The organism is Pilimelia anulata, assembly GCF_014647895.1.
In the GTDB taxonomy this organism is placed as follows: Bacteria; Actinomycetota; Actinomycetes; order Mycobacteriales; family Micromonosporaceae; genus Pilimelia; species Pilimelia anulata.
Genome location: NZ_BMQB01000001.1, coordinates 644,378 through 667,112, shown reverse-complemented (window position 1 = coordinate 667,112; position 22,735 = coordinate 644,378). Strand labels below are relative to the sequence as shown.

General features: G+C 76.1%; 22 protein-coding genes. 10 read left to right on the top strand and 12 right to left on the bottom strand.

Translation table 11 applies throughout. The annotated features are described in order from the left end of the window. The 8 genes from IEY94_RS02995 to IEY94_RS02960 form a co-directional block, all read right to left on the bottom strand. Window positions 1-1,476, bottom strand: a complete 1,476-nt coding sequence (locus tag IEY94_RS02995; protein ID WP_229783261.1) for a methyl-accepting chemotaxis protein — start codon at window positions 1,474-1,476, stop codon at window positions 1-3. A gap of 11 nt (window positions 1,477-1,487) precedes the next feature. Further along, a complete protein-coding gene (locus IEY94_RS02990) occupies window positions 1,488-2,021 on the bottom strand; it encodes a chemotaxis protein CheW (protein ID WP_229783260.1) in 534 nt (177 codons plus the stop codon). Further along, window positions 2,018-3,439 (bottom strand): CheR family methyltransferase, encoded by a 1,422-nt coding sequence (locus IEY94_RS02985; protein ID WP_189168432.1) that lies wholly within the window; start codon window positions 3,437-3,439, stop codon window positions 2,018-2,020. The genes IEY94_RS02990 and IEY94_RS02985 overlap by 4 nt, the downstream gene beginning before the upstream one ends. After that, a complete protein-coding gene (locus IEY94_RS02980; protein ID WP_229783259.1) occupies window positions 3,436-3,897 on the bottom strand; it encodes a chemotaxis protein CheW in 462 nt (153 codons plus the stop codon). Before IEY94_RS02980 ends, IEY94_RS02985 begins: the two co-directional genes overlap by 4 nt. A 214-nt stretch (window positions 3,898-4,111) precedes the next feature. Then, the gene (locus IEY94_RS02975; protein ID WP_189168430.1) at window positions 4,112-4,891 is read right to left on the bottom strand and encodes a YaaA family protein; all 780 of its coding nucleotides are present in this window, start codon (window positions 4,889-4,891) and stop codon (window positions 4,112-4,114) included. A 128-nt stretch (window positions 4,892-5,019) separates the two neighbouring features. Beyond that, complete coding sequence (locus tag IEY94_RS02970; protein WP_189168429.1) at window positions 5,020-5,940, bottom strand: ABC transporter permease; 921 nt, start codon at window positions 5,938-5,940, stop codon at window positions 5,020-5,022. Beyond that, complete coding sequence (locus tag IEY94_RS02965) at window positions 5,930-6,724, bottom strand: ABC transporter ATP-binding protein (RefSeq protein ID WP_189168428.1); 795 nt, start codon at window positions 6,722-6,724, stop codon at window positions 5,930-5,932. The genes IEY94_RS02970 and IEY94_RS02965 overlap by 11 nt, the downstream gene beginning before the upstream one ends. A gap of 19 nt (window positions 6,725-6,743) precedes the next feature. Then, window positions 6,744-7,799 carry an ABC transporter substrate-binding protein gene (locus IEY94_RS02960; protein WP_189168427.1) on the bottom strand — a complete coding sequence of 352 codons (1,056 nt, stop codon included), beginning with the start codon at window positions 7,797-7,799 and terminating at the stop codon, window positions 6,744-6,746. A 989-nt stretch (window positions 7,800-8,788) separates the two neighbouring features. Between IEY94_RS02960 and IEY94_RS02955 the strand changes: the two genes are divergently transcribed. From IEY94_RS02955 to IEY94_RS02910, 10 genes are all read left to right on the top strand, one after another. Then, window positions 8,789-9,811, top strand: a complete 1,023-nt coding sequence (locus IEY94_RS02955) for an ABC transporter substrate-binding protein (RefSeq protein WP_229783258.1) — start codon at window positions 8,789-8,791, stop codon at window positions 9,809-9,811. Continuing rightward, a complete protein-coding gene (locus IEY94_RS02950; RefSeq protein WP_189168426.1) occupies window positions 9,808-10,626 on the top strand; it encodes an ABC transporter ATP-binding protein in 819 nt (272 codons plus the stop codon). The genes IEY94_RS02955 and IEY94_RS02950 overlap by 4 nt, the downstream gene beginning before the upstream one ends. Next, complete coding sequence (locus IEY94_RS02945) at window positions 10,619-11,488, top strand: ABC transporter permease (protein ID WP_189168425.1); 870 nt, start codon at window positions 10,619-10,621, stop codon at window positions 11,486-11,488. The genes IEY94_RS02950 and IEY94_RS02945 overlap by 8 nt, the downstream gene beginning before the upstream one ends. 12 nt (window positions 11,489-11,500) lie before the next feature. After that, window positions 11,501-12,832 carry an LLM class flavin-dependent oxidoreductase gene (locus IEY94_RS02940; RefSeq protein ID WP_189168424.1) on the top strand — a complete coding sequence of 444 codons (1,332 nt, stop codon included), beginning with the start codon at window positions 11,501-11,503 and terminating at the stop codon, window positions 12,830-12,832. Window positions 12,833-12,851: 19 nt separating this feature from the next. Beyond that, window positions 12,852-13,373 (top strand): flavin reductase family protein, encoded by a 522-nt coding sequence (locus IEY94_RS02935; protein ID WP_189168423.1) that lies wholly within the window; start codon window positions 12,852-12,854, stop codon window positions 13,371-13,373. Continuing rightward, window positions 13,370-14,056 carry a malonic semialdehyde reductase gene (locus IEY94_RS02930; RefSeq protein ID WP_229783257.1) on the top strand — a complete coding sequence of 229 codons (687 nt, stop codon included), beginning with the start codon at window positions 13,370-13,372 and terminating at the stop codon, window positions 14,054-14,056. Before IEY94_RS02935 ends, IEY94_RS02930 begins: the two co-directional genes overlap by 4 nt. Window positions 14,057-14,073: 17 nt before the next feature. After that, complete coding sequence (locus IEY94_RS02925) at window positions 14,074-14,985, top strand: TauD/TfdA dioxygenase family protein (RefSeq protein ID WP_189168422.1); 912 nt, start codon at window positions 14,074-14,076, stop codon at window positions 14,983-14,985. After that, entirely contained in the window at window positions 14,982-15,266 is a 285-nt protein-coding gene (locus IEY94_RS02920; RefSeq protein ID WP_189168421.1) for a hypothetical protein, read from the top strand. The genes IEY94_RS02925 and IEY94_RS02920 overlap by 4 nt, the downstream gene beginning before the upstream one ends. A 67-nt stretch (window positions 15,267-15,333) precedes the next feature. Next, window positions 15,334-15,948 carry a hypothetical protein gene (locus tag IEY94_RS02915; RefSeq protein ID WP_189168420.1) on the top strand — a complete coding sequence of 205 codons (615 nt, stop codon included), beginning with the start codon at window positions 15,334-15,336 and terminating at the stop codon, window positions 15,946-15,948. After that, the gene (locus IEY94_RS02910) at window positions 15,945-18,830 is read left to right on the top strand and encodes an ABC transporter substrate-binding protein (protein ID WP_189168419.1); all 2,886 of its coding nucleotides are present in this window, start codon (window positions 15,945-15,947) and stop codon (window positions 18,828-18,830) included. Before IEY94_RS02915 ends, IEY94_RS02910 begins: the two co-directional genes overlap by 4 nt. Window positions 18,831-18,877: 47 nt before the next feature. On the opposite strand, the gene IEY94_RS02905 is transcribed toward IEY94_RS02910, so the two are convergent. Genes IEY94_RS02905 through leuC form a run of 4 tightly spaced genes read right to left on the bottom strand, consistent with a single transcriptional unit; the run spans window position 18,878 to window position 22,709 of the window. Next, window positions 18,878-19,732 (bottom strand): aminotransferase class IV, encoded by an 855-nt coding sequence (locus IEY94_RS02905; RefSeq protein WP_189168418.1) that lies wholly within the window; start codon window positions 19,730-19,732, stop codon window positions 18,878-18,880. Window positions 19,733-19,738: 6 nt separating this feature from the next. After that, window positions 19,739-20,797 (bottom strand): 3-isopropylmalate dehydrogenase, encoded by a 1,059-nt coding sequence (gene leuB / locus IEY94_RS02900; protein WP_189168417.1) that lies wholly within the window; start codon window positions 20,795-20,797, stop codon window positions 19,739-19,741. Between the two features lie 2 nt (window positions 20,798-20,799). After that, entirely contained in the window at window positions 20,800-21,348 is a 549-nt protein-coding gene (gene leuD, locus IEY94_RS02895) for a 3-isopropylmalate dehydratase small subunit (RefSeq protein ID WP_189168416.1), read from the bottom strand. Beyond that, on the bottom strand, window positions 21,345-22,709 hold the full coding sequence (leuC, locus tag IEY94_RS02890) for a 3-isopropylmalate dehydratase large subunit (protein WP_189168415.1): 1,365 nt from the start codon (window positions 22,707-22,709) through the stop codon (window positions 21,345-21,347). Before leuC ends, leuD begins: the two co-directional genes overlap by 4 nt. Window positions 22,710-22,735 lie beyond the last annotated feature (26 nt).

Genomic DNA, 22,735 nt, shown 5'->3' with positions numbered 1-22,735 from the left:
CTAGCCCCCGCCCTTCGTACTGACCAGCCGCATCAGCTCGCCGGCCAGCCCGGCGAGCTGGGACGCGGTCTGCCGGGTCTGGGTCGAGCTGACCTCGGTCTCCTGGGTGACCCGGGCGGTGTCGCCGACGGCGACGTTGGTCTGCTCGACCGCGGTGCTCTGCTGCCGGGTGGACAGCTCGATCTCCCGGGCGGCGTCGGTGGTGGTGGCGACCATGCCGGAGATCCGGTTGAACGCCGCGGTCACCTCGTCGAACCGCTGGGCGCCCGAGTCGACGGCCTTCGCGCCGGTCTCGGTCGCCATGACCGTGGTGTTGACCGCGCCCCGCACGTCGTCGACCAGCGCCCGGATCTCCTTGGCCGAGCCGGCCGTCCGGTCGGCGAGCTTGCGGATCTCGTCGGCGACGACGGCGAACCGGCGCCCCCACTCCCCCGCCCCGCTGGCCTCGATGGTGGCGTTGATGGCCAGGATGTTCGTCTGCTCGGCCAGCTCCGAGACCAGTTCGACGATCACGCCGATCTGCTGCGACTTCTCGCCCAGCTCCAGCATGTGCCCGACGATGAGGTCCACCTGCCGGCGGATCGCGATCATCGACTCCCGGGTCTGGTCGATGGTGGCGTCGCCGGTCCGGGCCGCCTCGGCGGTCTGCTCGGCGGTGCGGGAGACCCGCTGCGCCGTGTCCACGATCTGCCGGGACGTGATCGTCAGCTCGTTCGTGGTCGTGGTGATCTCGTTCATCGCGGTGGCCTGCTCGCGGGCGCCGTTGGCCTGCTGCACGGCCACGGCCTCCAGCTCGGCCGAGGAACTCTGGATGTGCCCGACCACGCCGCCGATCTGCCGGGACAGCATCCGGGACAGGTACAACGCGAGCACCGCGCCGACGGCCGAGGTGACCAGCACGACGACCAGCAGCCACAGCAGCGCCCGTTCGGCCGCCCGGTCGGCGGCCCGGCGGTCGGTGACCAGTTGCCGGTCGAGCTGGGTGCGCAGCAGCGCGATGCGGTTCTCCAACTCGACGCGGCGGGGCAGCATCTCGGCCTCGAACGCCCGGCCGATCCGGTCCAGCGGCACCCCGGCGCGGCGCTGGGCCACGACCCGGTCCAGGCCCACGCGGTAGTCGGTCATGGCCTGCTCGATGCCGTCCAGCATGCCGCGCTCGGTGGCGGAGATCCCGGCGCTGCTGCGCAGCCGGGCGAGCTGGTCGGCGAACTCGGTGCTCGCCTGCTGCGCGCGGACGATGCTCTGCTCGTCGCCGGTGAGCAGGTACCCGCGGGTCTGCGCCGCCTGGTTGCCCGAGATGGCGCGCAGCCGCTCGACGTTCACCACCCGGCTGACGGCGCCGTCGATCACGCCGTCCTTGTCGGACCGGACCACGTTGACGGCGAGGATCGCCATCGCGCCCACGATCACCGTGAGCCCCACCATCGCCGCGAAGCCGACGCCGATCCGCCGGCCGAACGTCCATTGTCGTGCCACCGTCATCACGGTCAGCTCCCCTCCGGGTGGCCGGCTAAGGCGTGGATTTCCGCGCGGATCGCGCGCAGGTCGAGGACGCCGAGCGTCCGGTCGGGCAGCCGCGCCATGCCGTTGAGGCAGCGCGGCCGGTCGGCGTCCGGCGGGTACCGGACCAGCGCGTCGGCCGGCAGCCGCAGGTGCCCGTCCAACCGGCCGAAGGCCAGCGCCAGCGCGGGCGTGCCGGCGGCCAGCACCAGCCAGCGCGGGTCCGGGTCGGGCGGGTCGCCGAGGACGCTCGCCAGCCCGTACACCGGGACGACGACGCCGCGGAAGGTGGCCACGCCGAGCAGCCCCGGCAGGGGGCCCGGCAGCGCGGTGACCGGCCGGTCGGCGAACAGCCCGGCGGTCTCGGCCAGCCGGATCGCGCACCGGCGGGCGCCGACGCCGACGGCGAGCAGGTGGTCGCCGGCCTCGCCGGACGGGCGCGGCGGGTCCATGAACGACCGGTCGAACGCCGACCGCAGCGGCCCGAGCCGGTCGGCCAGGTCGCCGGCGGCGGGGCTCACCGGGCGCTCCCCGCGGCGCCGATCCGGCCGCGGCACACGCCGAGCAGCGCGTGCCGGCCGAACCCGCCACCGAAGTACAGGATCCGCTCGTCGCTCTCGCCGGGCAGCAGGGCGATCGCCCGGGCCAGCGCCTCCCGCTCGGCCGCCCGGTCGCCGCGCCGGCCGGCGAGCACGCCGAGCCGCAGCCAGGGCTGGGCGAAGTCGGGGTCCAGCCGGGCGGCCAGCCGGTACCGCTGGTCGGCCGCGGCCGGGTCGGCCTCCTCGACGCAGGTGCCGAGCAGGTGGTGGGCGTCGGCACTGCGCCCGTCCGCGGCGAGCAGCTCGCGGCAGGCGGCGACGGCCTCGACGGCGCGGCCGGCGTGCGCCAGCAGGACCGCGCGCAGCAGCGCGGCCGGGCGGTCGGCGCCGGCGGGCGGGAGGGCGGCGAGGGCCTCGGCGTACCGCTCCTCGCGCAGCAGCCGGGTGGCCAGCCGCCGGTCCCCGCCGGCGGCTGGGCGGGCGGCGGGGACGGCCGCGCCGCCGGCCTCCGCGTCGGGCCCGGGCGCGGCGGCCGCCGGTGCCGCCCCGGTACCCGGCGCCGGCGGGTCGGGCACGCGCTCGTAGTAGAAGGCGTCGTGGCTGTCCCGGACGCGCAGGCCCGCCGGCCGGGCGCCGAGGGTGTCGGTGTGACCGAGCAGCAGGGCGCCGCCGGGCGCCAGCGCCCGGGTCATCCGGGAGACGAGCTGCTGGGCGACGACCGGGTGCAGGTACATCAGCAGGTTGCGGCAGCAGATCACGTCGTACTCCCCGCCGGGCAGCGGGTCGGCCGCGACGTTGTGCTGGACGAAGCCGACCCGGCGCCGCAGCTCCGGCACCACCTCGTACCGCTGCCCGCGGGCGGTGAACCAGCGCCGCCGGACCGCGACCGGGGTCTCCCGCAGCGCCCAGGCCGAGTACCGCCCGGCGACCGCCCGGCGCAGTACGGCCGGGTTGGCGTCGAGCCCGCGCACGTGCACGTCCCAGCCCGGCTCGGGGACCGCCGTCAGGCCGAGGATCGCCAGCGTGTACGCCTCCTCGCCGGACGAGCAGCCGACCGACAGCAGCCGCAGCAGCCGCTGCCCGTCCCGCGCCCGCAGCCGGGCGGGCAGCACCACCGCGGCGAGCGCCCGGAGCTGCTCGGGGTGGCGGAAGAAGTACGTCTCGGTGATCGTGAGCGCCTCGGCGAGCGCGGCCAGCTCGTCCCGGTCGGGGGCGGTGGCCAGCCTGGCGAGGTAGCCGCGGGCGGACAGGCCGTGCCGGGTGGCGCGGCGGCGCAGCACCTCGCCGTACGGGTCGGTGCCGCGCGGGTCGGTGCCGTGCGGGTCGAAGCTCAGCCCGAGGTGCGCGGCCACGAGTTCGCGGAAGCGGTCGACGTGCGCGGGGTCCGGCCGGTCGGTCACGGGACGCCCGCGTGCCGGTCGAGGGCGTCCCAGACCGCGTCGGGGACGAGCGTGGCGCCGCGCAGGAGCAGCAGCGGCTCCGCGTCGTGCGTGCGGATGCCGCCGACCCCCGGCCCCGCGGCGGCCCGGTCCATGCCGGCCCGGTCCGCGCCGGCCCGATCCGCGGCCTCGCCGCCGCCCTCGTCGACGCCCAGGACCTCGCCGGTGGCGAGCACGACCGGGCCGGGGTCGGCGCGCACCGCGATGAACCGGCTGACCGGGCCGGCGGCGCCGCCGAGCAGGGTGGCCGCGTCCAGCACGGGCACGGGCGCGCCGCGCACGACGGTGATGCCGGCGGCGTACGGCGGCAGGTCGGCCAGCGGCCGGACCGGCAGCGGTCGCATCGTCTCCACGACGTCCTCCAGCGGCAGCCCGCACAGCAGCGGCCCGGCGCGGAACAGCAGCGCGCGCCGATTCACGGCCCGCTCCCCGCGACGCATCCGGACATCCAGCACCCGCCATACGGATTCAGTGCGATAACGGTCTGCACGATTCAGTCTGTTTTCGACTGACATTTGCAGATTAACTCCGCCTGCCGGACCGAGGTGCCGAACGGCCGCTTTCGCGCTCGCCACGGACTCGGCATTGGCGACGGCAAATGTGTAGCACCGCCCGGAAATGGTCGGACGTTTGTCAGGGCGCCAACCGTACGCTGAGGCCCTTTCCGCCGAATTCGGCGCAGACGAACACCGGCTCGGCCGGGGTGCTGCGGGCCGCGTCGTACCGGTACCCGATCCCGTCGAACCCGGCCACCGCGGCCGGGTCGGCGACCCGCTCGGTGATCAGCCAGCGGGCCAGCACCCCACGGGCGATCTTGGCGTGCACGGTGACGAACGCCGGCTCGCCGGTGCGCGGGCTGACGGTGAGGAAGCGGGGCGCGATCAGCCGGTCGGCGGCGACGTACCGGGTGACGGTGCGCCCGTACTCGGCGGCGGTGAGGTTGACGATCGGCCCGGCCGGCGGGAGCTGCGCGGCGATCCGGTCGCCCCAGAACGCGTACAGGCCGGTCACCCGCGGGCCGGGCAGCTTGTACCCCAGTTCGAGCCGGTACGGGTGGATCCGGTCCTCGGGGCGCAGGATGCCGTACAGGCCGGAGAGGATGCGCAGGTGCTCCTGCGCGTACGCCCGGTCGGCGGGGTCCAGCTCGCGGGCGCGCAGCCCGCTGTAGATGTCGCCGACGAAGCTGTCCGCCGCCGCGGCGACGCCGGCCGGGTCCCACCGCTCGTGCAGCTCGCGGGTGGCCGCGGCCAGCTCCGCGGACACGCCCATCACCGCGGCGATCCGGTCGGCGGGCAGCGCCCGCAGCTCGCCGATGAGCGTCCGGGCGTCGTCCAGCAGCGCCGGCACGGTCGGCGGCCCGCCCGCGGGCGCCGGCGCGCGCATGGTCTTGGACGAGTGCAGCAGGATCATCACGGCACGGATTCTCCCCCGCGCGGCCGCGCCGCCCCGCGCACCGGGCCGCCGCGGGCGACCGGTCGGGGACGGCGCAGTCCCGGCCGGTCGCCCGCGCGGGGCGACCGGTCCGGGCCGCGCACCGACCGTCAGCGGCCGGTGAGCCCCCACCGCCGGCGCAGCGCGTTGTCGGCGGCGTTGAACAGGATGTCGATCAGGATGCCCAGCACGAGCACGACGATGATGTACGAGAGCACCAGCGGCGCCTCGGACAGATCCCGCGCCCCCTGCATCCGGACGCCGATCGACAGCGCCCCCGGCACGATGACCAGCAGCTCCCCGGCCATCAGGCTGCGCCAGGAGAACGCCCAGCCCTGCTTGAGCCCGGACAGGAACGACGGCAGCGACGCCGGCAGGATCAGGTGCCGGTACTTCGCCGGGCCGGTCATGCCCAGCACCTGCCCGACCCGCAGCCAGGTGCGCGGCACGTAGTCGATGCCGCTGATCAGCCCGTTGGCCACCGACGGCGCCGCGCCGATGACGACCACGAACAGGATCGCGCTCTCGCTGAGCTGGAACAGCAGGATCGCCAGCGGGAACCACATGATCGACGGCATCGTCTGCAGGCCGGTGATCAGCGAGCCGATCGCCGCCCGCAGCGGGGCGAACCGGGCCACGGCGGCGCCGATGACCGTACCGATCAGCACCGCGAGCCCGAAGCCGAGCAGCGCCCGGCCGAGCGTCAGCCGGATCGCCTCCCAGAACGGGCCGGTGGCGATCAGGTCGCCGAGGACGCCGAACACGTCGCCCGGCGACGGCAGCACGTACCGCGGCCGGACCTCGGCCAGCACCAGCGCCTGCCAGGCGGCCAGCACCAGCGCGACGGCCAGCAGCTTGGGCCAGAGCACCGCCCAGACCCGCCCGGCGACGTACCCGAACGTGCGCTCCTCGGTGGCCCGCGGCGCCAGCTCCAGCGCGTCCAGGCCGGTGACCCGGTCGGCGGCCGCGCTGTCCGCGGCCGGGGCGGGCGCCGGCCGGGTGGCCGGGACGGGCGGCGACTCACTGGGCATGGCGGGCCACCTCCGTGCGGAGCCGATCGGTGATCTCGGCGGCGATGCCGGAGACGTCCGGCGAGTCGATCCGCCGCGGGCGCGGGTAGTCGATGGCGTAGTCCTCGATGACCCGGCCGGGCCGGCTGCTGAGCAGCACGACCCGGTCGCCGAGGCGCGCGGCCTCGCGGACGTTGTGCGTGACGAACAGGACGGTCAGCGCCTGCTCGCGCCAGATCCGCTCCAGTTCGTCGTGCAGGATGTCCCTGGTCATCGCGTCGAGGGCGCCGAACGGCTCGTCCATCAGCAGGATGTCCGCGTCCTGGGCGAGCGCCCGGGCCAGCGCCACCCGCTGCCGCATGCCGCCGGACAGCTCGTGCGGGCGCTTGCGGCCGAAGCCGCCCAGCCGCACGGTGTCCAGCAGCTCCGCGGTCCGCGCGCGGCGCTGCGCCCGGGGTACGCCGCGCAGCCGCAGCGGCAGCTCGACGTTGCCGGCGACCGACAGCCACGGGAACAGCGCCGCCTCCTGGAACATCAGGGCCACGTGCCGGCCGTTGATGTCCAGCGTGCCGGAGCTGACCTCGTCCAGCCCGGCGACGAGCGAGAGCAGCGTGCTCTTGCCGCAGCCGGAGGCGCCGAGCAGGCAGACGAACTCCCCCCGCCGGACGGTGAGCGAGACGCCGTCCAGCGCGAGCAGGGCGGCCGAGCGACGGCCGTACTGCTTGGAGATGTCCGTCAGCCGGACGACCACCTCCGCCCCGTCCTGCTCCGGCGGCCGGGTCCGCTCCGGCGCGTGCGTGGTCATGATCGGTCCCCCGTCCGGGTCAGGCCGCTGCCGGGGCGCCGGTGACCTCGGGCTTGCCCGCGGCCTCGAGCACCTCGTTCAGCGGCGCCAGCTCGTAGATGCCCTTGAGGTCGACCGGCTTGAGCAGGCCGACGTCCTGCGCGTGCTGGGCGCCGGTGAGCAGCGACGAGGCGATCGGGTCGGTGGTGAAGGACAGGTTCTTGAACGCCGCCGCCAGCGTGGCCTCCTTCAGCGGCTTGCCGGTGAGCGCGCCGAGCTGCTCGTTGGTGGCCCTCTGCCCGCCGGCGGAGTCGGTGGACAGCAGGTTGATCGCCTCGACGTGCCCCTTGAGCAGCTTCTTCACGGTCTCCGGGTGCTTGTCCAGGAACTCCTTGCGGACGATCAGGTGGGTGGTGACGAACTGGCCGCCGGGCCACAGGGTCCGCTCGTCGACGAGGATCCGGCCGCCGGCCTCGACCAGCTTGGTGAGGTTCGGCTCCGGCACCCAGCCGCCGTCGATCGCGCCCTGGGCGAACGCCTGGACGGCCGTCGCGTTGTCCTGCGGCAGCACGGAGACGTCGCCGCCGCCCTGCTGGTCGGCGTTCAGGCTGTGCTGCTTGAGCCAGTTGCGCAGGGCGACGTCCTGGGTGTTGCCGAGCTGCGGGGTGGCGATCTTCTTGCCGCGCAGCGCCGCCGCGTTGGTGATCGTCGGCTTGACGACGAGCCCGGCGCCGCCGGAGGTGCTGCCGGCGATGATTCTCAGCGCGCTGCCCTTGGACTGGGCCCAGCCGTTGATGGTCGGGTTCGGCCCGATGTACGTGGCGTCGAGCGCGCCGGAGAACAGCGCCTCGATCGCGGCCGGGCCGGCGTTGAAGGTCTTCGGCTCCAGCTTGGTGCCGCCCAGCGCCTGCTGGAACAGGCCGCGGTTGACGCCGACCAGGGCCGGCGCGTGGGTGATGTTGGGGAAGTACCCGAGGCGCAGCGCGCCGGCCTCGCTGCCGCCGGCCGGCGCGTCGTCGCCGCAGGCCGCGAGGCCGGCGGTGGCGAGGACCGCGGTGGCGGTCACCGCGAGGGTTCGGAAGGTACGGCTACGCATGGTTACTCCTTGGCACTGCTGGGCGCCGCCCGGGACAGCGGGCGGCGTCGATGAACCGACGGCCGGCGTGGGGACACGCCGACCGGTGGGTGGCAGACGGTGGATGCGCGGCATCCGGCGCCCCCGTGGGCGCGACGGTGTGCGCGGATGGGTGTGCCGCCGCCCGGGCGCGCTCTCCGGTGGCCCGGGCGGGGCGGGGATCTATCGGGGGAGGGTGCCGTCGACCCGACGGCGGGGCGGACGCGGGCGTCCGGACCGGGAGCGTGGGCGATCGGAGAAGGATCCGGAATGTCGAATACGACCGCTACTGCGTGCGCACGGTGGGTGCGGGAAGTGGGTCGTCGACCGGGTTCCGGTCAGGCGCGACAGGCGCTGCTGCACACCCGGAGGAAGTCGACGACGCGGCGCCGGGTGAGCCACGTGCTGCGATTCATGCACGCAGCGTACCGTCCCGGCACCCAGCGGCCAAGCCGAATGTGACCCAGGTCACGCACAATTCCTATCGGGTAACTGGGGGGTGTCACACCGGGCGGGCGGGGCGTCGGGGAGCCCTGCGGCGATATCCATTATGGTTGATCCAATTCCTGCTTTGCCTATAGGAATTATATGTGAGCTGGGTCACAGAATGGCTGACGCCGGCATGGTCGCGGCGCTACGTTGCTGGGCATGAATCGGAGCACGCCACTGACCCGGCGCCGCTTCGTCGACTTCCTCCGGGTGTGCAGCAGCACCTGTTGAGTCGGGCGGCGAAGCGCAGCCCCCGCGTACGACCGCCGTTGCCCCCGCCGGAACCCGTCGGCCGCCCCGCGGGCCGCCCGCCGCGCGGACCCACCCCCGCCGGTCACGCAGCGCAACCGCTCCCGCCGCCGTCCGGCCGGCACCCGCACCCCGCGGGCCGCCGCCCGGCGGTCGCCGCACACCCCTCCCCCGGCTCCCGCCGCCGGCACCCCGCCGGCGGCGAGCGCACCGCATCCGTCCGAGGAGATCCCGTGAGAACGATCAGATTCCCCGCCGCCGCCCTGGCCGTCGCCGTGGTCGCCGCGCTCGCCGGCTGCGGCGACCGCGGGGCCGGCGCCGGCGGCGCCGAGGTGACCGAGCTGCGGTACCAGGGCTCGGTCGGCCAGGTCACCCTGCCCGAGCTGGCGGCCGACCTCGGCTACCTCGGCGGGGTGCAGCTCAAGTGGATCGGCAACACGATCAGCGGCCCGCAGGACATCCAGGCGGCCACCACCGGCGACACCGACTTCGGCGGCGCGTTCAACGGGGCGATCGTGAAGCTGGCCGCGGCGCGGGCGCCGATCAAGGCGGTCGTCGGCTACTACGGCGCCAACGAGAAGACGTTCAACGGCTTCTACGTCCTCGACCGCAGCCCGATCCGGACCGCCCGCGACCTGGTCGGCAAGAAGATCGGCGTGAACACGCTCGGGGCGCACGCCGAGGCGGTCACCAAGACGTACCTGGCCCGCAACGGGCTGACCCCGGCCGAGATCGAGCGGGTGGAGTTCGTCGTCGTCCCGCCGGTGAACACCGAGCAGTCGCTGCGCCAGGGCCGGATCGACGTCGCCTCGCTCAGCCAGACGCTGCGGGACAAGGCCGTGGACCGGGGCGGCATCCGGCCGCTGTTCACCGACTCCCAGCTCCTCGGCACGTTCACCGCCGGCAGCTACGTCATCCGCACCGACTTCCTGAAGAAGAACCCGAACACCGTGCGGGCGTTCGTCGGCGGCGTGGCCCGGGCGATCGAGTGGACGAAGGCGCAGCCGCGGGACGCGGTCGTCGCCCGGCTGACCGACATCCTGCGCAAGCGCGGCCGCAACGAGGACGACACCCAACTCAAGTACTGGCGCAGCTACGGCGTCGCCGGCCGCGGCGGGGTCATCGAGGAGCGCGAGTTCGCCCTCTGGGTGGACTGGCTGGGCCGCGAGGGCGAGCTGAAGGGCAAGCAGGTCGCGGCCGCCGACATCTACACCAACGAGTACAACCCGTACCGCGACGGCGGTGAGCCCCGGTGACCGCCGCGAAGATCGTCTTCGACCGGGTCGGGAAGGTGTTCGCCGGCCGCGGCGGCCGGGTGACCGCGCTGGACGACGTGTCCTTCGACGTCCGGGCCGGCGAGTTCCTCGCCGTCGTCGGGCCGAGCGGCTGCGGCAAGTCCACGCTGCTCGACCTGCTGGGCGGCCTGGCCGCGCCGAGCAGCGGCCGGATCCTCATCGACGGCGCCCCGGTCACCGGGCCCGGCCTGGACCGGGGCGTGGTGTTCCAGCAGTACGCGCTGCTGCCCTGGCGCACCGCCCGGGGCAACGTCGAGTTCGGCCTGGAGGCCAAGAGCGTACCGCGGCGGCAGCGGGCCGACCGGGCCCGCGGGTACCTCGACCTGGTCGGCCTGGCCGGCTTCGCCGACCGGTACCCGCACCAGCTCTCCGGCGGGATGAAGCAGCGGGTCGCCATCGCCCGCAGCCTCGCCTTCGACCCCGAGGTGCTGCTGATGGACGAGCCGTTCGCCGCGCTGGACGCGCAGACCCGCGAGGGGCTCCAGGACGAGCTGGTCGGGCTGTGGCGGCGCACCGGCAAGACCATCGTGTTCATCACCCACGGCATCGACGAGGCCGTGTACCTGGGCCAGCGCGTCGTCGTCCTGACCTCGCGCCCCGGCCGGGTCAAGGAGGTGGTGGACACCTCCGGCGCCACCCCCGACGCCGCCGACGACCCCCGCTCGGACCCGCTGTTCGCCCGGCACCGGCACGAGATCTGGACGCTGCTCCGCGACGAGGTCGACACGGCCCGCCGCGAGGCGCTCCGCGACCGCCGGGAGGCACCCGTTGGCTAGCGCCGCCGCGTCCCCGACCGCCGTCCGCGAGCCGGCCGCGCCGGCCGCCCCCGCCGCGGCGCCGCCGACCGCGGCGCCCGCGGCCCGCTGGCCCTGGCGCCGGGCCGCCCGCCGGCTCGGCACCGCCGCCGGGCGGCTGCTCGCCGTCGGCCTGCTGGCCGCGGTGTGGGAGACCTTCCCCCGGCTGGGCCTGCTCGACGCGACCTTCCTGCCGCCGCTGTCGGAGGTGCTGGTCGCCTGGTGGGAGCTGCTGCGCTCCGGCGAGCTGGCCGACCACATCGGCGCCAGCCTGGCCCGATCGCTGGCCGGGTTCGTCCTCGCCGTGCTGCTCGCCGTCCCGCTCGGGCTGGTGATCGGCTGGTACCGGCCGGTGGCCACCCTGCTCAACCCGCTGCTGGAGCTGTTCCGGAACACCGCCGCGCTGGCGATGCTGCCGGTGTTCGTGCTGATCCTCGGCCTGGGCGAGACGTCCAAGGTGGCCATCATCCTGTACGCCTGCGCCTGGCCGATCCTGCTCAACACCGTCAGCGGCGTCCGGACCGTCGACCCGCTGCTGCTCAAGTCCGCCCGGTCGCTCGGGCTCGGGCCGGTCGCGCTGTTCCGGAAGGTGGTGCTGCCGGCGACCGTACCGACGATCTTCACCGGGATCCGGCTGGCGGGGGCGTACTCGATCCTCATCCTCATCGCCGCCGAGATGGTCGGCGCGAAGGCCGGGCTCGGGTACCTCATCAACTACGCGCAGTTCAACTTCGCCGTGCCGGACATGTACGCCGGGATCATCACCGTCTCCGCGATCGGCCTGGCCATCAACCACGTCCTCATCCTCGTCGAACGCCGCTTCTCCACCTGGCGCGCGCAGTAGCAGGGAGCCACGATGACCCGTCAGCTTCACCTCAACGCCTTCCTCATGGGCGTGGGCCACCACGAGGCCGCGTGGCGGCACCCGCGCACCGACCCGCGCCGGCTCACCGACGTCGCGCACTTCCGCGAGCTGGGCCGGATCGCCGAGCGGGGCAGGCTCGACTCGGTGTTCCTCGCCGACGGCCTGTCCGTCGGCCCGCACCCGCGGCACAACATCCAGACGGTGTTCGAGCCGCTGACGCTGCTCGCCGCCATCGCCACCGCGACCGAGCGGGTCGGCCTGATCGCCACCGCCTCGACCAGCTACCACGAGCCGTTCGCGCTGGCCCGGGTGTTCGCCTCGCTGGACCACCTCAGCCGCGGCCGGGCCGGCTGGAACATCGTCACCTCGGCCAGCGACGCCGAGGCGCGCAACTTCGGCCGGGACGGCGCCGCGGCGCACGCCGACCGGTACCGGCGGGCCGCCGAGTTCGTCGACGTGGCGGTCAAGCTGTGGGACTCGTGGGAGGACGGCGCGCTCGTCCTGGACCGGGCCGGCGGCGTGTTCGCCGACACCGACCGGGTGCACCCGGTCGACCACGCCGGAGAGCACTTCGCCGTCCGCGGGCCGCTGAACAGCCCGCGCACCCCGCAGGGCCGGCCGCTGCTGGTCCAGGCCGGTTCGTCGCCGGACGGGCGGGCGTTCGCCGCCCGGTACGCCGAGGCCGTCTTCACCGCCCAGCAGACGCTGGCCGAGGGGCAGGAGTTCTACCGGACGCTGAAGGTGGCCACGGCCGCCGCCGGGCGGGACCCCGACCACGTCAAGGTGCTGCCCGGCATCGTGCCGATCATCGGCTCCACGGAGGCCGAGGCGGCCCGGCTGGAGCGCGAGTTCGCCGAGCTGATCGTCCCCGAGTACGCGCTGGCCCAGCTCTCCCTGCTGCTGCGCACCGACCTGTCGGCGCACCCGCTGGACGGGCCGCTGCCGGAGCTGCCCGACGCGCTCAGCACGCAGGGCAACCAGAGCCGGTACCAGCTCATCGTCGACCTGGCCCGGCGGGAGGGGCTGACCATCCGGCAGCTCCTCGTCCGGCTCGGCGGCGGGCGCGGGCACCGGGTCCTCGCCGGTACGCCGGAGCAGCTCGCCGACGACCTCCAGCGGTGGTTCACCGGCGGCGCGGCGGACGGGTTCAACATCATGCCGCCGCACCTGCCCGGCGGGCTCGCCGACTTCGTCGACCACGTCGTGCCCGTGTTGCAGCGCCGCGGCCTGTTCCGGACCGAGTACGCCGCCAGCACCCTGCGCGGCCACTACGGCCTGCCCGCACCGGCCAACCGGTACGCGCGGACACCCGCCGCCGTCTGACCACCCCCGGGAGGATGCCATGACCCCGACCACCGTCCCCGCACCGGCGGGCGGCACCGCCCTGGACGCCGACCTGTTCCGGTCCCTGCTGCGCCGCCAGGCCAGCACGGTCGCCGTGGTGACCACGCCGGCCGACCCGGTGCCCGTCGGCTTCACCGCGACGTCGTTCACCTCGGTGTCGCTGCGGCCGCCGATCGTCTCGTTCTGCCTGAGCCGGTACTCGTCGAGCTGGCCGACCGTGCGGCGGGCCGAGTACGTCGCCGTGCACCTGCTCGCCGCCGGGCAGCAGGCCGTCGCCCAGCGGTTCGCCACCAGCGGCATCGACCGGTTCGCCGACCGGACCGCCTGGCGGCCCGGCCCGCACGGGGTGCCGCTCCTCGACGGCGCGTCCGCCTGGCTGCTCTGCCTGGTCACCGACCGGGTGCGCGCCGGCGACCACGCGGTCGTGCTCGCCGAGCCGCTGCGCGGGCAGCACACCGACCGGCCGCCGCTGCTGTACCACGACGGCCGGTACGCCGCGCTCGACCGGAGCGCCGCGTGAGCGCCCCGCCCGCCGCCGACCCGATCGCGCCGGACCCGGCCGACCCGATCCCGCCGGACCCGATCCCGCCGGACGCGACCGACCCGATCCTGCTGGACCCGGCAAGCCGGGACCTGCTGTTCCGGGCGGCCCGCACGGCGAACGCGTTCGCCGACCGGCCGGTCACCGACGCGCACCTGCGGGCCGTGCAGGAGCTGGCCCGGTACGGGCCGACCGCGTTCAACGCGCAGCCGCTGCGGGTGGTGGCGCTGCGCTCGCCGGCGGCCCGGCAGCGGCTGCTGCCGCACCTGTCCCCGGGCAACCGGGACAAGACCGCGGCGGCGCCGCTGACCGTGATCCTCGCGGCGGACACCGGCTTCGACGAGCACCTGCCCCGGCTCTTCCCGCACCGGCCCGGCGTCCGGGACTGGTTCGCCGGCGACGACAACGCCGCCGCCCGGGAGCGCACCGCCCGGTTCAACGCCACCCTGCAGATCGGCTACCTCATCGTGGGCGCCCGCGCGGCCGGCCTGGCCACCGGCCCGATGGCCGGCTTCGACCCGGCCGGGGTCGACGCCGAGTTCTTCCGCGACGGGCGGCTGCGCGCGCTGCTGCTGCTCAACCTCGGGTACCCCGCGGCGGGCGAGCCCGCGCACCCGCGCCCGCCCCGGCTGTCCGCCGACGACGTCCTGTACGACCTCTAGTTGATTGGACACCCGCCATGCCCCTCGTGCACACCCGCCTGGACATCGCGCAGATCGGCGGCCGGATCGGCGCCGAGGTCCGCGGCCTGGACCTGGCCGGCCCGCTCGACGACGACACCGTCGCCGTGCTGACCACGGCGCTGCTGCGCCACCACGCCCTGTTCTTCCGCAACCAGCGGCTCGACGAGGCCGGGCAGCTCCGGTTCGCCCGCGCGTTCGGGCCGCTGACCACCGCCCACCCGACCGTGCCCGGCGTGGCCGGGCAGGAGCACATCCTGCCGGTCGACGCCGGCGAGGGCGCCCGGGCGAACCACTGGCACACGGACGTGACGTTCGTGCTCACCCCGCCGCGGCTCAGCACGCTGCGGGCGCTGGTCGTTCCGCCGTACGGCGGGGACACGCTGATCGCCAGCGCCGCCGCCGCGTACGCCGACCTGCCGGCCGAGCTGCGCCAGCTCGCCGACGGGCTGTGGGCGGTGCACCGCAACGACCACGACTACGCGCACCCGCAGTTCCGCACCGAGGAGGCGGAGGAGCGGCGGCGGGTGTTCGTCTCCCGCCGGTACGCCACCGCCCACCCGGTCGTCCGGGTGCACCCGGAGTCGGGGGCGCCGAGCCTGTTCATCGGCGGGTTCGCCGATCGGCTCGTCGGGCTGTCCCGGGCCGAGTCGCGGGACCTGCTGCGGCTGTTCCAGGGGTACGTGACCCGGCCGGAGAACACGGTCCGCTGGCGCTGGGCCGAGGGCGACGTGGTGCTGTTCGACAACCGCAGCACCCAGCACTACGCCGTCGACGACTACGGCACCCTAGCGCGCCGGCTGCACCGGGTCACCGTCGCCGGGGACGTCCCGGTCGGCGTGGACGGCCGGCGCAGCCACCTCATCGAGGGCGACGACGCCGCCCACTACACCCAGCGGGACCTCCGGTGAGGACGGCCGGCACCGGGTGGCGGCTCGCGCCCGCCCGCCGGCGCGCGCCGGTCGCCCGGCGGCCCGCGGCACCGGACGGCGGGGGTCCGCCCGGCGCCGTCCGGCGGGCGGCACCGATCGTCACCGGGCCGCTGGTCGCGTGGGCGGCGCCGTGCAACGACCGGTACCGGTCCGGCCGGGACCCCGCCCTCGACCGGGACGGCGGGGGCTGGCCCGAACGCCGGCCGCGCGACCCGCGCGGACCGGCGGAACCGCCGGAGCGGCCGACCGCGGACGGCTGACGACGCGCCCGCCGCGCTGGCCGCCACATGGGACGATCGGGTCCCGGACGGCGAGCGAGGTGGCTGGATGGCGCAGCAGGTGTGGACGCTGGCGGCGGTGGCGGTCGGCTCGGCGCTGACCTTCCTGGCCGGGTTCCTCACCGAGCGGTCGCGCTGGCGCCGGCAGCACGCCGTCCGCTGGGACGAGCGCCGGGTGGAGGTGTACGCCGAGTACGCCCGGGCGCTGCGCGAGTGGACCACGCTGGGCCAGCGCCTCGCCGCCGGGCACGGGCTGGACCACCCGGCGCAGCCGCTCGACCCGGCCGAGGGGTACCCGCAGCTCGCCGCCGCGCAGGGCGCCTGCCTGGCCCGCTGGGAGGCGGTCCTGCTGCTCGGCGACGAGGCGACGATGGCCGCCGCGCACGCCTGGCAGCGGCAGGTGTACCAGCTCGTCGGGTTCGCCCGCGGCCTGCGCGACGACCCGGCGGCGTTCCAGCGGCTGCGGCACGCGATCGGCGTCGCCCGGCGCGACTTCTACCTGGCGGCCCGCGCCGACATGGGCGTACCGGGGTTCGGCTTCGCCGCGCCGCTGATCTGCCCGCCGTACGAGGAGGCCGACGACGACCCGGCGCCGCCGCTGCCGGCCCCGACCTCCCCCACCGGCCCGCTGCCGCTGATCGCGCCGCCGGGCGACCCCCGGTGAGCGGCGACCGCCCCACCGCCACCGGCGCCGAAGCCACCTGCACCGCCGCCACCGGCTCCCGGCCGGCCGGCCCGCCGCGCCCGCGCGGGGCCGTGCCCGGCGCGCCGCCGGGCGCCGGGCCGGCGCTGCGGGCGGCCTGCCGCCGCGGGCGGCCGCGGTGGGTGCGGCCGGTGCTGTACGTCGCGGCGCCGCCGGACCCGGCCGCGCTGCGCGCCGCGGCACCCGGCGCGGTCGTCGCGCTGGACCCGGACCGGCCGGCCGGCGCGGCGCTGGCCGCCGCCGCGGACCGGCTCGCCGGCCCGGCCGGGCGGCCGCTGCGCCGGTTCGCCGCGATCCGCGCGCACGCCGCCGGCGAGTCGCTGCCGGACCAGCGCCGGCGCCGGCTGGACCGGCTGATGGAGACCGCCACGGCCAGGTACGTCGTGCCGCTGCTGCTGACCGTCGCCGGCGTGCTGATGCAGGGCGCGAACGGCCGCGACACCGTGTGGAGCACCGGCTGGCTGCTGGTGAGCGCCGCGGCCGGGCTGCTGCTGGTCGGCGCGGTCCTGCACAGTTGCCGGCGGGTGCCGCTGCGGCAGGTGTGGCGGCCGTTCCCGGTGGCCTGGCGGTGGCGGGCGCCGGAGGCCGGCGCGCTCGACGCGGTGCTCGCCCGGGCGCTGCTGCTCGACGTCCGGGAGGTGTGGAGCCCCGGGCCGCTGCGCCGGGCGATGACCCGGTTCTGGCCCGGCGCGCTGCCGGTGCTGCTGCTGCCGGCCGGCGCCGAGGTCACCGACCTGCTGCTGCGGCAGTACGCCGACCTGACCCGCCGGCGCGGGCCGCTGCGCCGGCGGGCGTGCGGGGTGCTGCTGACCGACGGCCCGGCCCCGCCCGGCACGCCGCCCGGCCCGTCGGGCCGCCGGGAGCCGGCCTGGCTGGCCGGGCCCGCCCCGGCCGCGCCCCGCCCGCCGGCGCCGGAGCGGTGGCTGCCCCCGGCAGCGGCCGGCCGCTGCGCCGCCGCCCGGCGGGTGCTCGCCGCCGCCGGCCGCCGGTGCGGGCGGGCGATCGGCCGCCGGTACCGCACCCGCTGGGTCGCCGCCGCGCTGGCGCTCGCGCTGCCGGCCGGCGCCGGGCTGGCCGGGCTCGGCGCCGTCTACGTGGCGTACAGCGACGACTGGTCGTACTGCCGGCTCGGCGCGGCCGGCGGCAGCGTCGCCGCGTACGGGGAGGAGTGGATCGGGTACCGGTACTGCCGGGACACCGGCACGCTGCCCGGCCGCGCGGCCCGCCGGCTGGCCCGGGCCGCCGCCGCGGCCGGGGTGCCCGGCATCGACGCCGGCCCGCCCGAGCATCCCGGGCTGTTCGACGTGGACCTCATCCACGCCGAGAACAAGCGGGTCGACGACCTGCTCACCCGGCACGCGGACCGGGCCGCCGTGACGATCCTGCTGATCACCTCGCTGACCCGGCTGCCCGGCAGCAACCGGTCGCTCGTCGCCGAGCGGGAGGCCCTGGCCGGCGCGTACGCGGCCCAGCGGCGGCTCAACGCGGTGCTCAGCCGCAACCAGCCGTACCTGCGGCTGGCCATCGCCAACGCCGGCGACGCCACCCAGCCGACGGCCGAGGCGGTCGAGCAGCGGGTCGCCGAGGGCGCCGGGCGGGAGCCGGCCGAGCGGGCCGCGGCGGCCGGGCGGCGCACCGCCGCCGCGCGGGAGGCGGCCCGGACGGCGCTGCTGCGCGACTTCGCCGGCCGGGTCGACGGGCTGCTGCACCGCGACGACGCGGCGGTGATCGGGGCGATGGTCACGATCGAGAGCCGGGCCGGGACGCTGGGGGCGCTGCGCGTCCTCGACCGGTCCGGCCTGGTGATGGCGTCGCCGACGATGCCCGTCGACGGGTTCGGTGCGAAACTGCCGTACTTCTTCCAGGTCACCTCCACCAACGCCGACCAGGTGCGGTTGGTCCGCGCGTACGCCGCCCGGCACGCCCCGGGACAGTCGATCGTCGCCGTGCACCCGGCGACCGGGGCCGGCGACCTGTACGTGGCGAGCCTGCGCCGGCTGCTCGACCGGCGCGGGAAGTACCCGGACCGGCACGTGACCTGGCAGTGGTCCGCCGGCCGGGACGGCGCCCGGAACCCGCTGTCGGGCGCGTGCGCGCAGGGCGGCAAGCGGCCGGTGGTGTTCTTCACCGGCCGGTACACCGCGTTCGCCGACTTCGTCCGCGACCTGCACCTGACCTGCGGCGCCGACCTGCCGCTGCTGGTGGCGGCGGACTCGGCGTCCCGGTTCCTGGCCGACCCGGCGCTGGCCGCGGAGGTGCCGCACGGTACCGAGGTGCTGATCGCCCACCGCGGGGAGCTGCTGACCTGCGCCCGGCTGCGGGCCACCGACGCCGGCTCGACCGACGGCGCGAAGCGGCTCGCCGCCGGCCGGCAGGCGGACTTCCGGCAGGACCTGCAGGAGTACCTGGGGCGCTGCCGCGGCGGGGCGAACGACGCGGACACCGACGTGTGGCTGGCCGGCGGCTGGGCCGCGTCGGGGTACGACACGGTCCGGATGCTCAACGACGCGATGCTGCGCAACCGGCCCGCGGCCGGGCAGCGGCTGACCGCCGCGGCGGCGCGCGAGCTGCGGGACGCGATCCGCCGGCAGCTCGCGGTGACCGACCCGGCCGACGGGTACGGCTACCCGGGCGCGTACGGCCTGATCCGGTTCGGAGCGGACCGGGTGGCCCGGCGGCAGGTCACGCTGTACCGCATCCCCGAGCTGAGCGAGGCGTTCCGGGACGGCCCGGCCAGCGCGACGGCCGTGCCGGTCGGCACCTGCCGGCCGGGCCCGGCGCCGCCGGGGCCCGGCGGGGCCGGCTGCGTGCCGCTGCTGCCGCCGGCGCCCCGCGCCCGCTGACGGCGGCGGGTCCGACGCCCGCCCGCGCCGGACCCGGCCGTCGCCCGCTACATCGCCGACAGGACCGTGACCGGCACCGGGTCGAGCCAGTGGTGGTACCGCCGGGTGTACCCGTAGTACGCCGCGACCAGCCCGCCGTGCACCGCCCGGGTGACCGGCCCGGCCGCGCCGGCGCCCACCGCCCGCCCGTCGATCTCCCGCAGCGGGGTGACCGGCGCGGCCGCCCCGGTCATGAACACCTCGTCGGCCGCGGCCAGGTCGGCCCTGGTCAGCGGCCGCTCGACGACCGGGTGGCCGAGGTCGCGGGCGATGTCCAGCACCGTCGCGCGGTCCACCCCGCCGGGCGCCGGCCGGTCGGCCGGGGCCGTGGCCAGCACCCCGCCGCGGACGGCGAACAGGCTCTCCCCCGCGCTGCCGCGGACGCTGGCGTGGTTGTCCAGCAGCGTCGCGTCGGCCGGCGCGCGGCGGTGCGCGCCGGCGTCGATCGGCGCCGGGTAGCCGGTGCGCTCCAGCGGGATCACCCGCGCCCGCACGCCCGGCCCCGGGCCGTCGTCGCCCAGCTCGGCGCCGCCCCAGCGCCACAGCGAGATGGTCACGTCCACCCCGCCCGGGTGCCGGGCGGCGCGCGCCCGGACCCAGCACGAGCGGGCCTTGGCCCGGGCGATCAGGTCGAGGGTGGCCCGGCGCAGCTCCCCGTCGCCGTACGGCAGGTCGATCCCGTACGCCGCCGCCCGCTCCCGCCAGTGGGCCAGGTGGTCGGCGTGCCGGAAGACGGCCGGGCCGATGAGCGTGTGGTAGCAGCGCATCGCCTCGACGACCCCGGCGACGCGCTCGCCGCGGTCGGCGTCCCCGGCGCGGTCGTCGACCGCGCCGTTGCGCCAGTACGTGTCCATCCGGTCCATGTGGGCCTACCCCTCGTCGTCCGGTGGCCGCAGGTGCGCCAGCACCGCGGCGGTGGCGTCGGCGGTACCGGCGGTACCGCCCAGGTCCGGCGTGCGCAGCCCGCCGTCGAGCGCCGCGGCCACGGCCGCCTCCACCGCGTCCGCCGCGGCCGCCCGGCCGAGGCCGTGCCGCAGCAGCAGCGCGGTGGACAGGAACATCGCCAGCGGGTTGGCGATGCCCAGCCCGGCGATGTCCGGGGCCGAGCCGTGCGCCGGCTCGAACAGGCCCGGCCGGCCGGGGTCGGACAGCGACGCCGACGGCAGCATGCCGAGCGAGCCGGAGATCATCGCCGCCTCGTCGCTGAGGATGTCGCCGAACAGGTTCTCGGTGACGAGCACGTCGAAGTCGGCCGGGCGGGCGACGAGCTGCATGGCCGCGTTGTCCACCAGCAGGTCGGCCAGCTCGACGTCCGGGAACTCCTGCTCGTGCACCCGGTGCACGACCGCCCGCCACTGCCGGGACGTCTCCAGCACGTTGGCCTTGTCGACGCTGACCACCCGGTTGCGCCGGCCGCGGGCGGCGGTGAACGCCACCCTGGCCACCCGCTCGACCTCGGCGACGGTGTACGCGCACAGGTCGGAGGCCGCGTCCGCGGTCCGGGTCCGGGCGCCGAAGTAGATGCCGCCGGTCAGCTCCCGGACGATCAGCAGGTCGGTGCCCTCGATCCGGTCCCGCTTGACCGGGCTGGCGTCGTACAGGGCCGGGAACGGGCGGACCGGGCGCAGGTTCGCGTACACGTTCATGCCGCGGCGCAGCGCCAGCAGGCCCTGCTCCGGGCGGGGCGCGTCCGGGTCGGTCGTGTCCCACTTCGGGCCGCCGACCGCGCCGAGCAGCACCGCGTCGGCGGCGGTGCAGGCGGCGAGCGTCGCGGCGGGCAGCGGGCCGCCGGTGGCGTCGATCGCGGCGCCGCCGAACGCGTGCTCGGCGACGCGCACGCCCGGCGCGAGCCGGCGCAGCAGGTCGACGGCGGGGGCGCTGATCTCCGGGCCGATGCCGTCGCCGGGGAGTACCACCACAGTGGGCATGCTCAGACCTCCGTCGTCACCGGGCCGCGCCGGGCGCGGTCCCGCTCGTAGGCGTCGATGGCGTCGGCGTGCGCCGACAGGGTGATCGAGATGTCGTCGAGGCCGTCCAGCAGCCGCCGCTTGACCTCGGCGTCGATCGCGAACGGGTACTCGTCCACGGTCTGCGTCCCGAGGTCCACCCGGGCCCGGCCGCGGCGGACCAGCTCCGCGCAGGCGTCGGCCGGCAGCTCGATCGGCAGCAGCCCGTTCTTCGTGCAGTTGTTCTTGAAGATGTCGGCGAACCGGGGCGCGACCAGCGCCCGGAAGCCGTAGTCCAGCAGCGCCCACGGGGCGTGCTCGCGGCTGGACCCGCAGCCGAAGTTGTCCCCGGCCACCAGGATCGGGTTCGCCGGCAGGTCGTACCCGGCGGCCCGCCACTCGTGGAAGCAGTACTCGCCGAAGCCGGTCCGCTCGACCCGCTTCATGAACCGGGCCGGGATGATCTGGTCGGTGTCGACGTTGTCCCGCGCGATGTGCGTGACGGCGCCCTCGACGACGCGGACGGGGTTCATGCGGCGCTCCCCTCGGGGGCCCAGTGGCGGATGTCGACGAAGCGGCCCGCGATCGCCGCGGCGGCGGCCATCTCGGGCGAGACCAGGTGGCTGCGGGCGCCCCGGCCCTGCCGGCCCTCGAAGTTGCGGTTCGACGTGGACGCGACCCGCTCCCCCGGCCCGGCGACGTCCGGGTTCATGCCCAGGCACATCGAGCAGCCGGCCACCCGCCAGTCGAAGCCGGCCTCGGTGAACACCCGGTCCAGGCCCTCGGCCTCGGCCTGCGCCTTGACCTGCTGCGAGCCCGGTACGACCAGCGCGGTCACCCCGTCGGCGACCCGCCGGCCGCGGATCATCGACGCGGCGGCCCGCAGGTCGCCGATCCGGCTGTTGGTGCACGAGCCGATGAACACCCGGTCCAGGGTGATGTCGGTCAGCGGGGTGCCGGGGCGCAGGGCCATGTACTCCAGCGCCCGCTCCCAGGTGGCGTCGCGCGGCTCGGGTACGGCGGCGGTCACCTCGGCGACCATGTCCGGCGCGGTGCCCCAGGTGACCTGCGGGCCGATGCCGGCGGCGTCGATGACGACCTCGGTGTCGAACACCGCGCCGTCGTCGGTGCGCAGGTCGGCCCAGTCCGGGTCGGTGTCGACGCCGCGGGCGCGCAGCCACGCGTACGTGGTGCCGTCCGGGGCGATCATGCCCGCCCGGCCGCCGGCCTCGATCGTCATGTTGCAGACGGTCATCCGGCCCTCCATCGACAGGCCCTCGATCGCCGGTCCGGCGAACTCGACGACGTGCCCGGTGGCCCCGTCCACGCCGATCCGGCCGATCGTGCCGAGGATCAGGTCCTTGGCGGTGACGTGCGGGCCGAGCTGCCCGGTGTACCGGATCCGCATCGACCGCGGCTTGCGCTGCGGCAGCGTCTGGGTGGCCAGGACGTGCTCGACCTCGGACGTGCCGATGCCGAAGGCGAGCGCCCCGAACGCGCCGTGCGTGGCGGTGTGCGAGTCGCCGCAGACGATCGTCATGCCGGGCTGGGTGACGCCCAGCTCCGGGCCGATGACGTGCACGATGCCCTGCTTGGCCGAACCGAGCGAGAACAGCGGGACGCCGAACTCGGCGCAGTTGCGCTCCAGCGTCTCGACCTGCTCCCGGCTCAGCTCGTCGGCGATGAGCCGGGCGACCGGGGTGCCGTCGGTGGGCGTGTTGTGGTCGGCCGTGGCGAGCGTGCGGTCCGGCCGGCGGACCGGCCGCCCGGCGAGCCGCAGGCCGGCGAACGCCTGCGGGCTGGTCACCTCGTGGACGAGGTGCAGGTCGATGTAGAGCAGGTCGGGCACGACCTCGTGCCGGTCCCAGATCTTGTCGAACAGCGTCCTGGACATGTGCCGTCTCTCTCGGGTACCCGGGG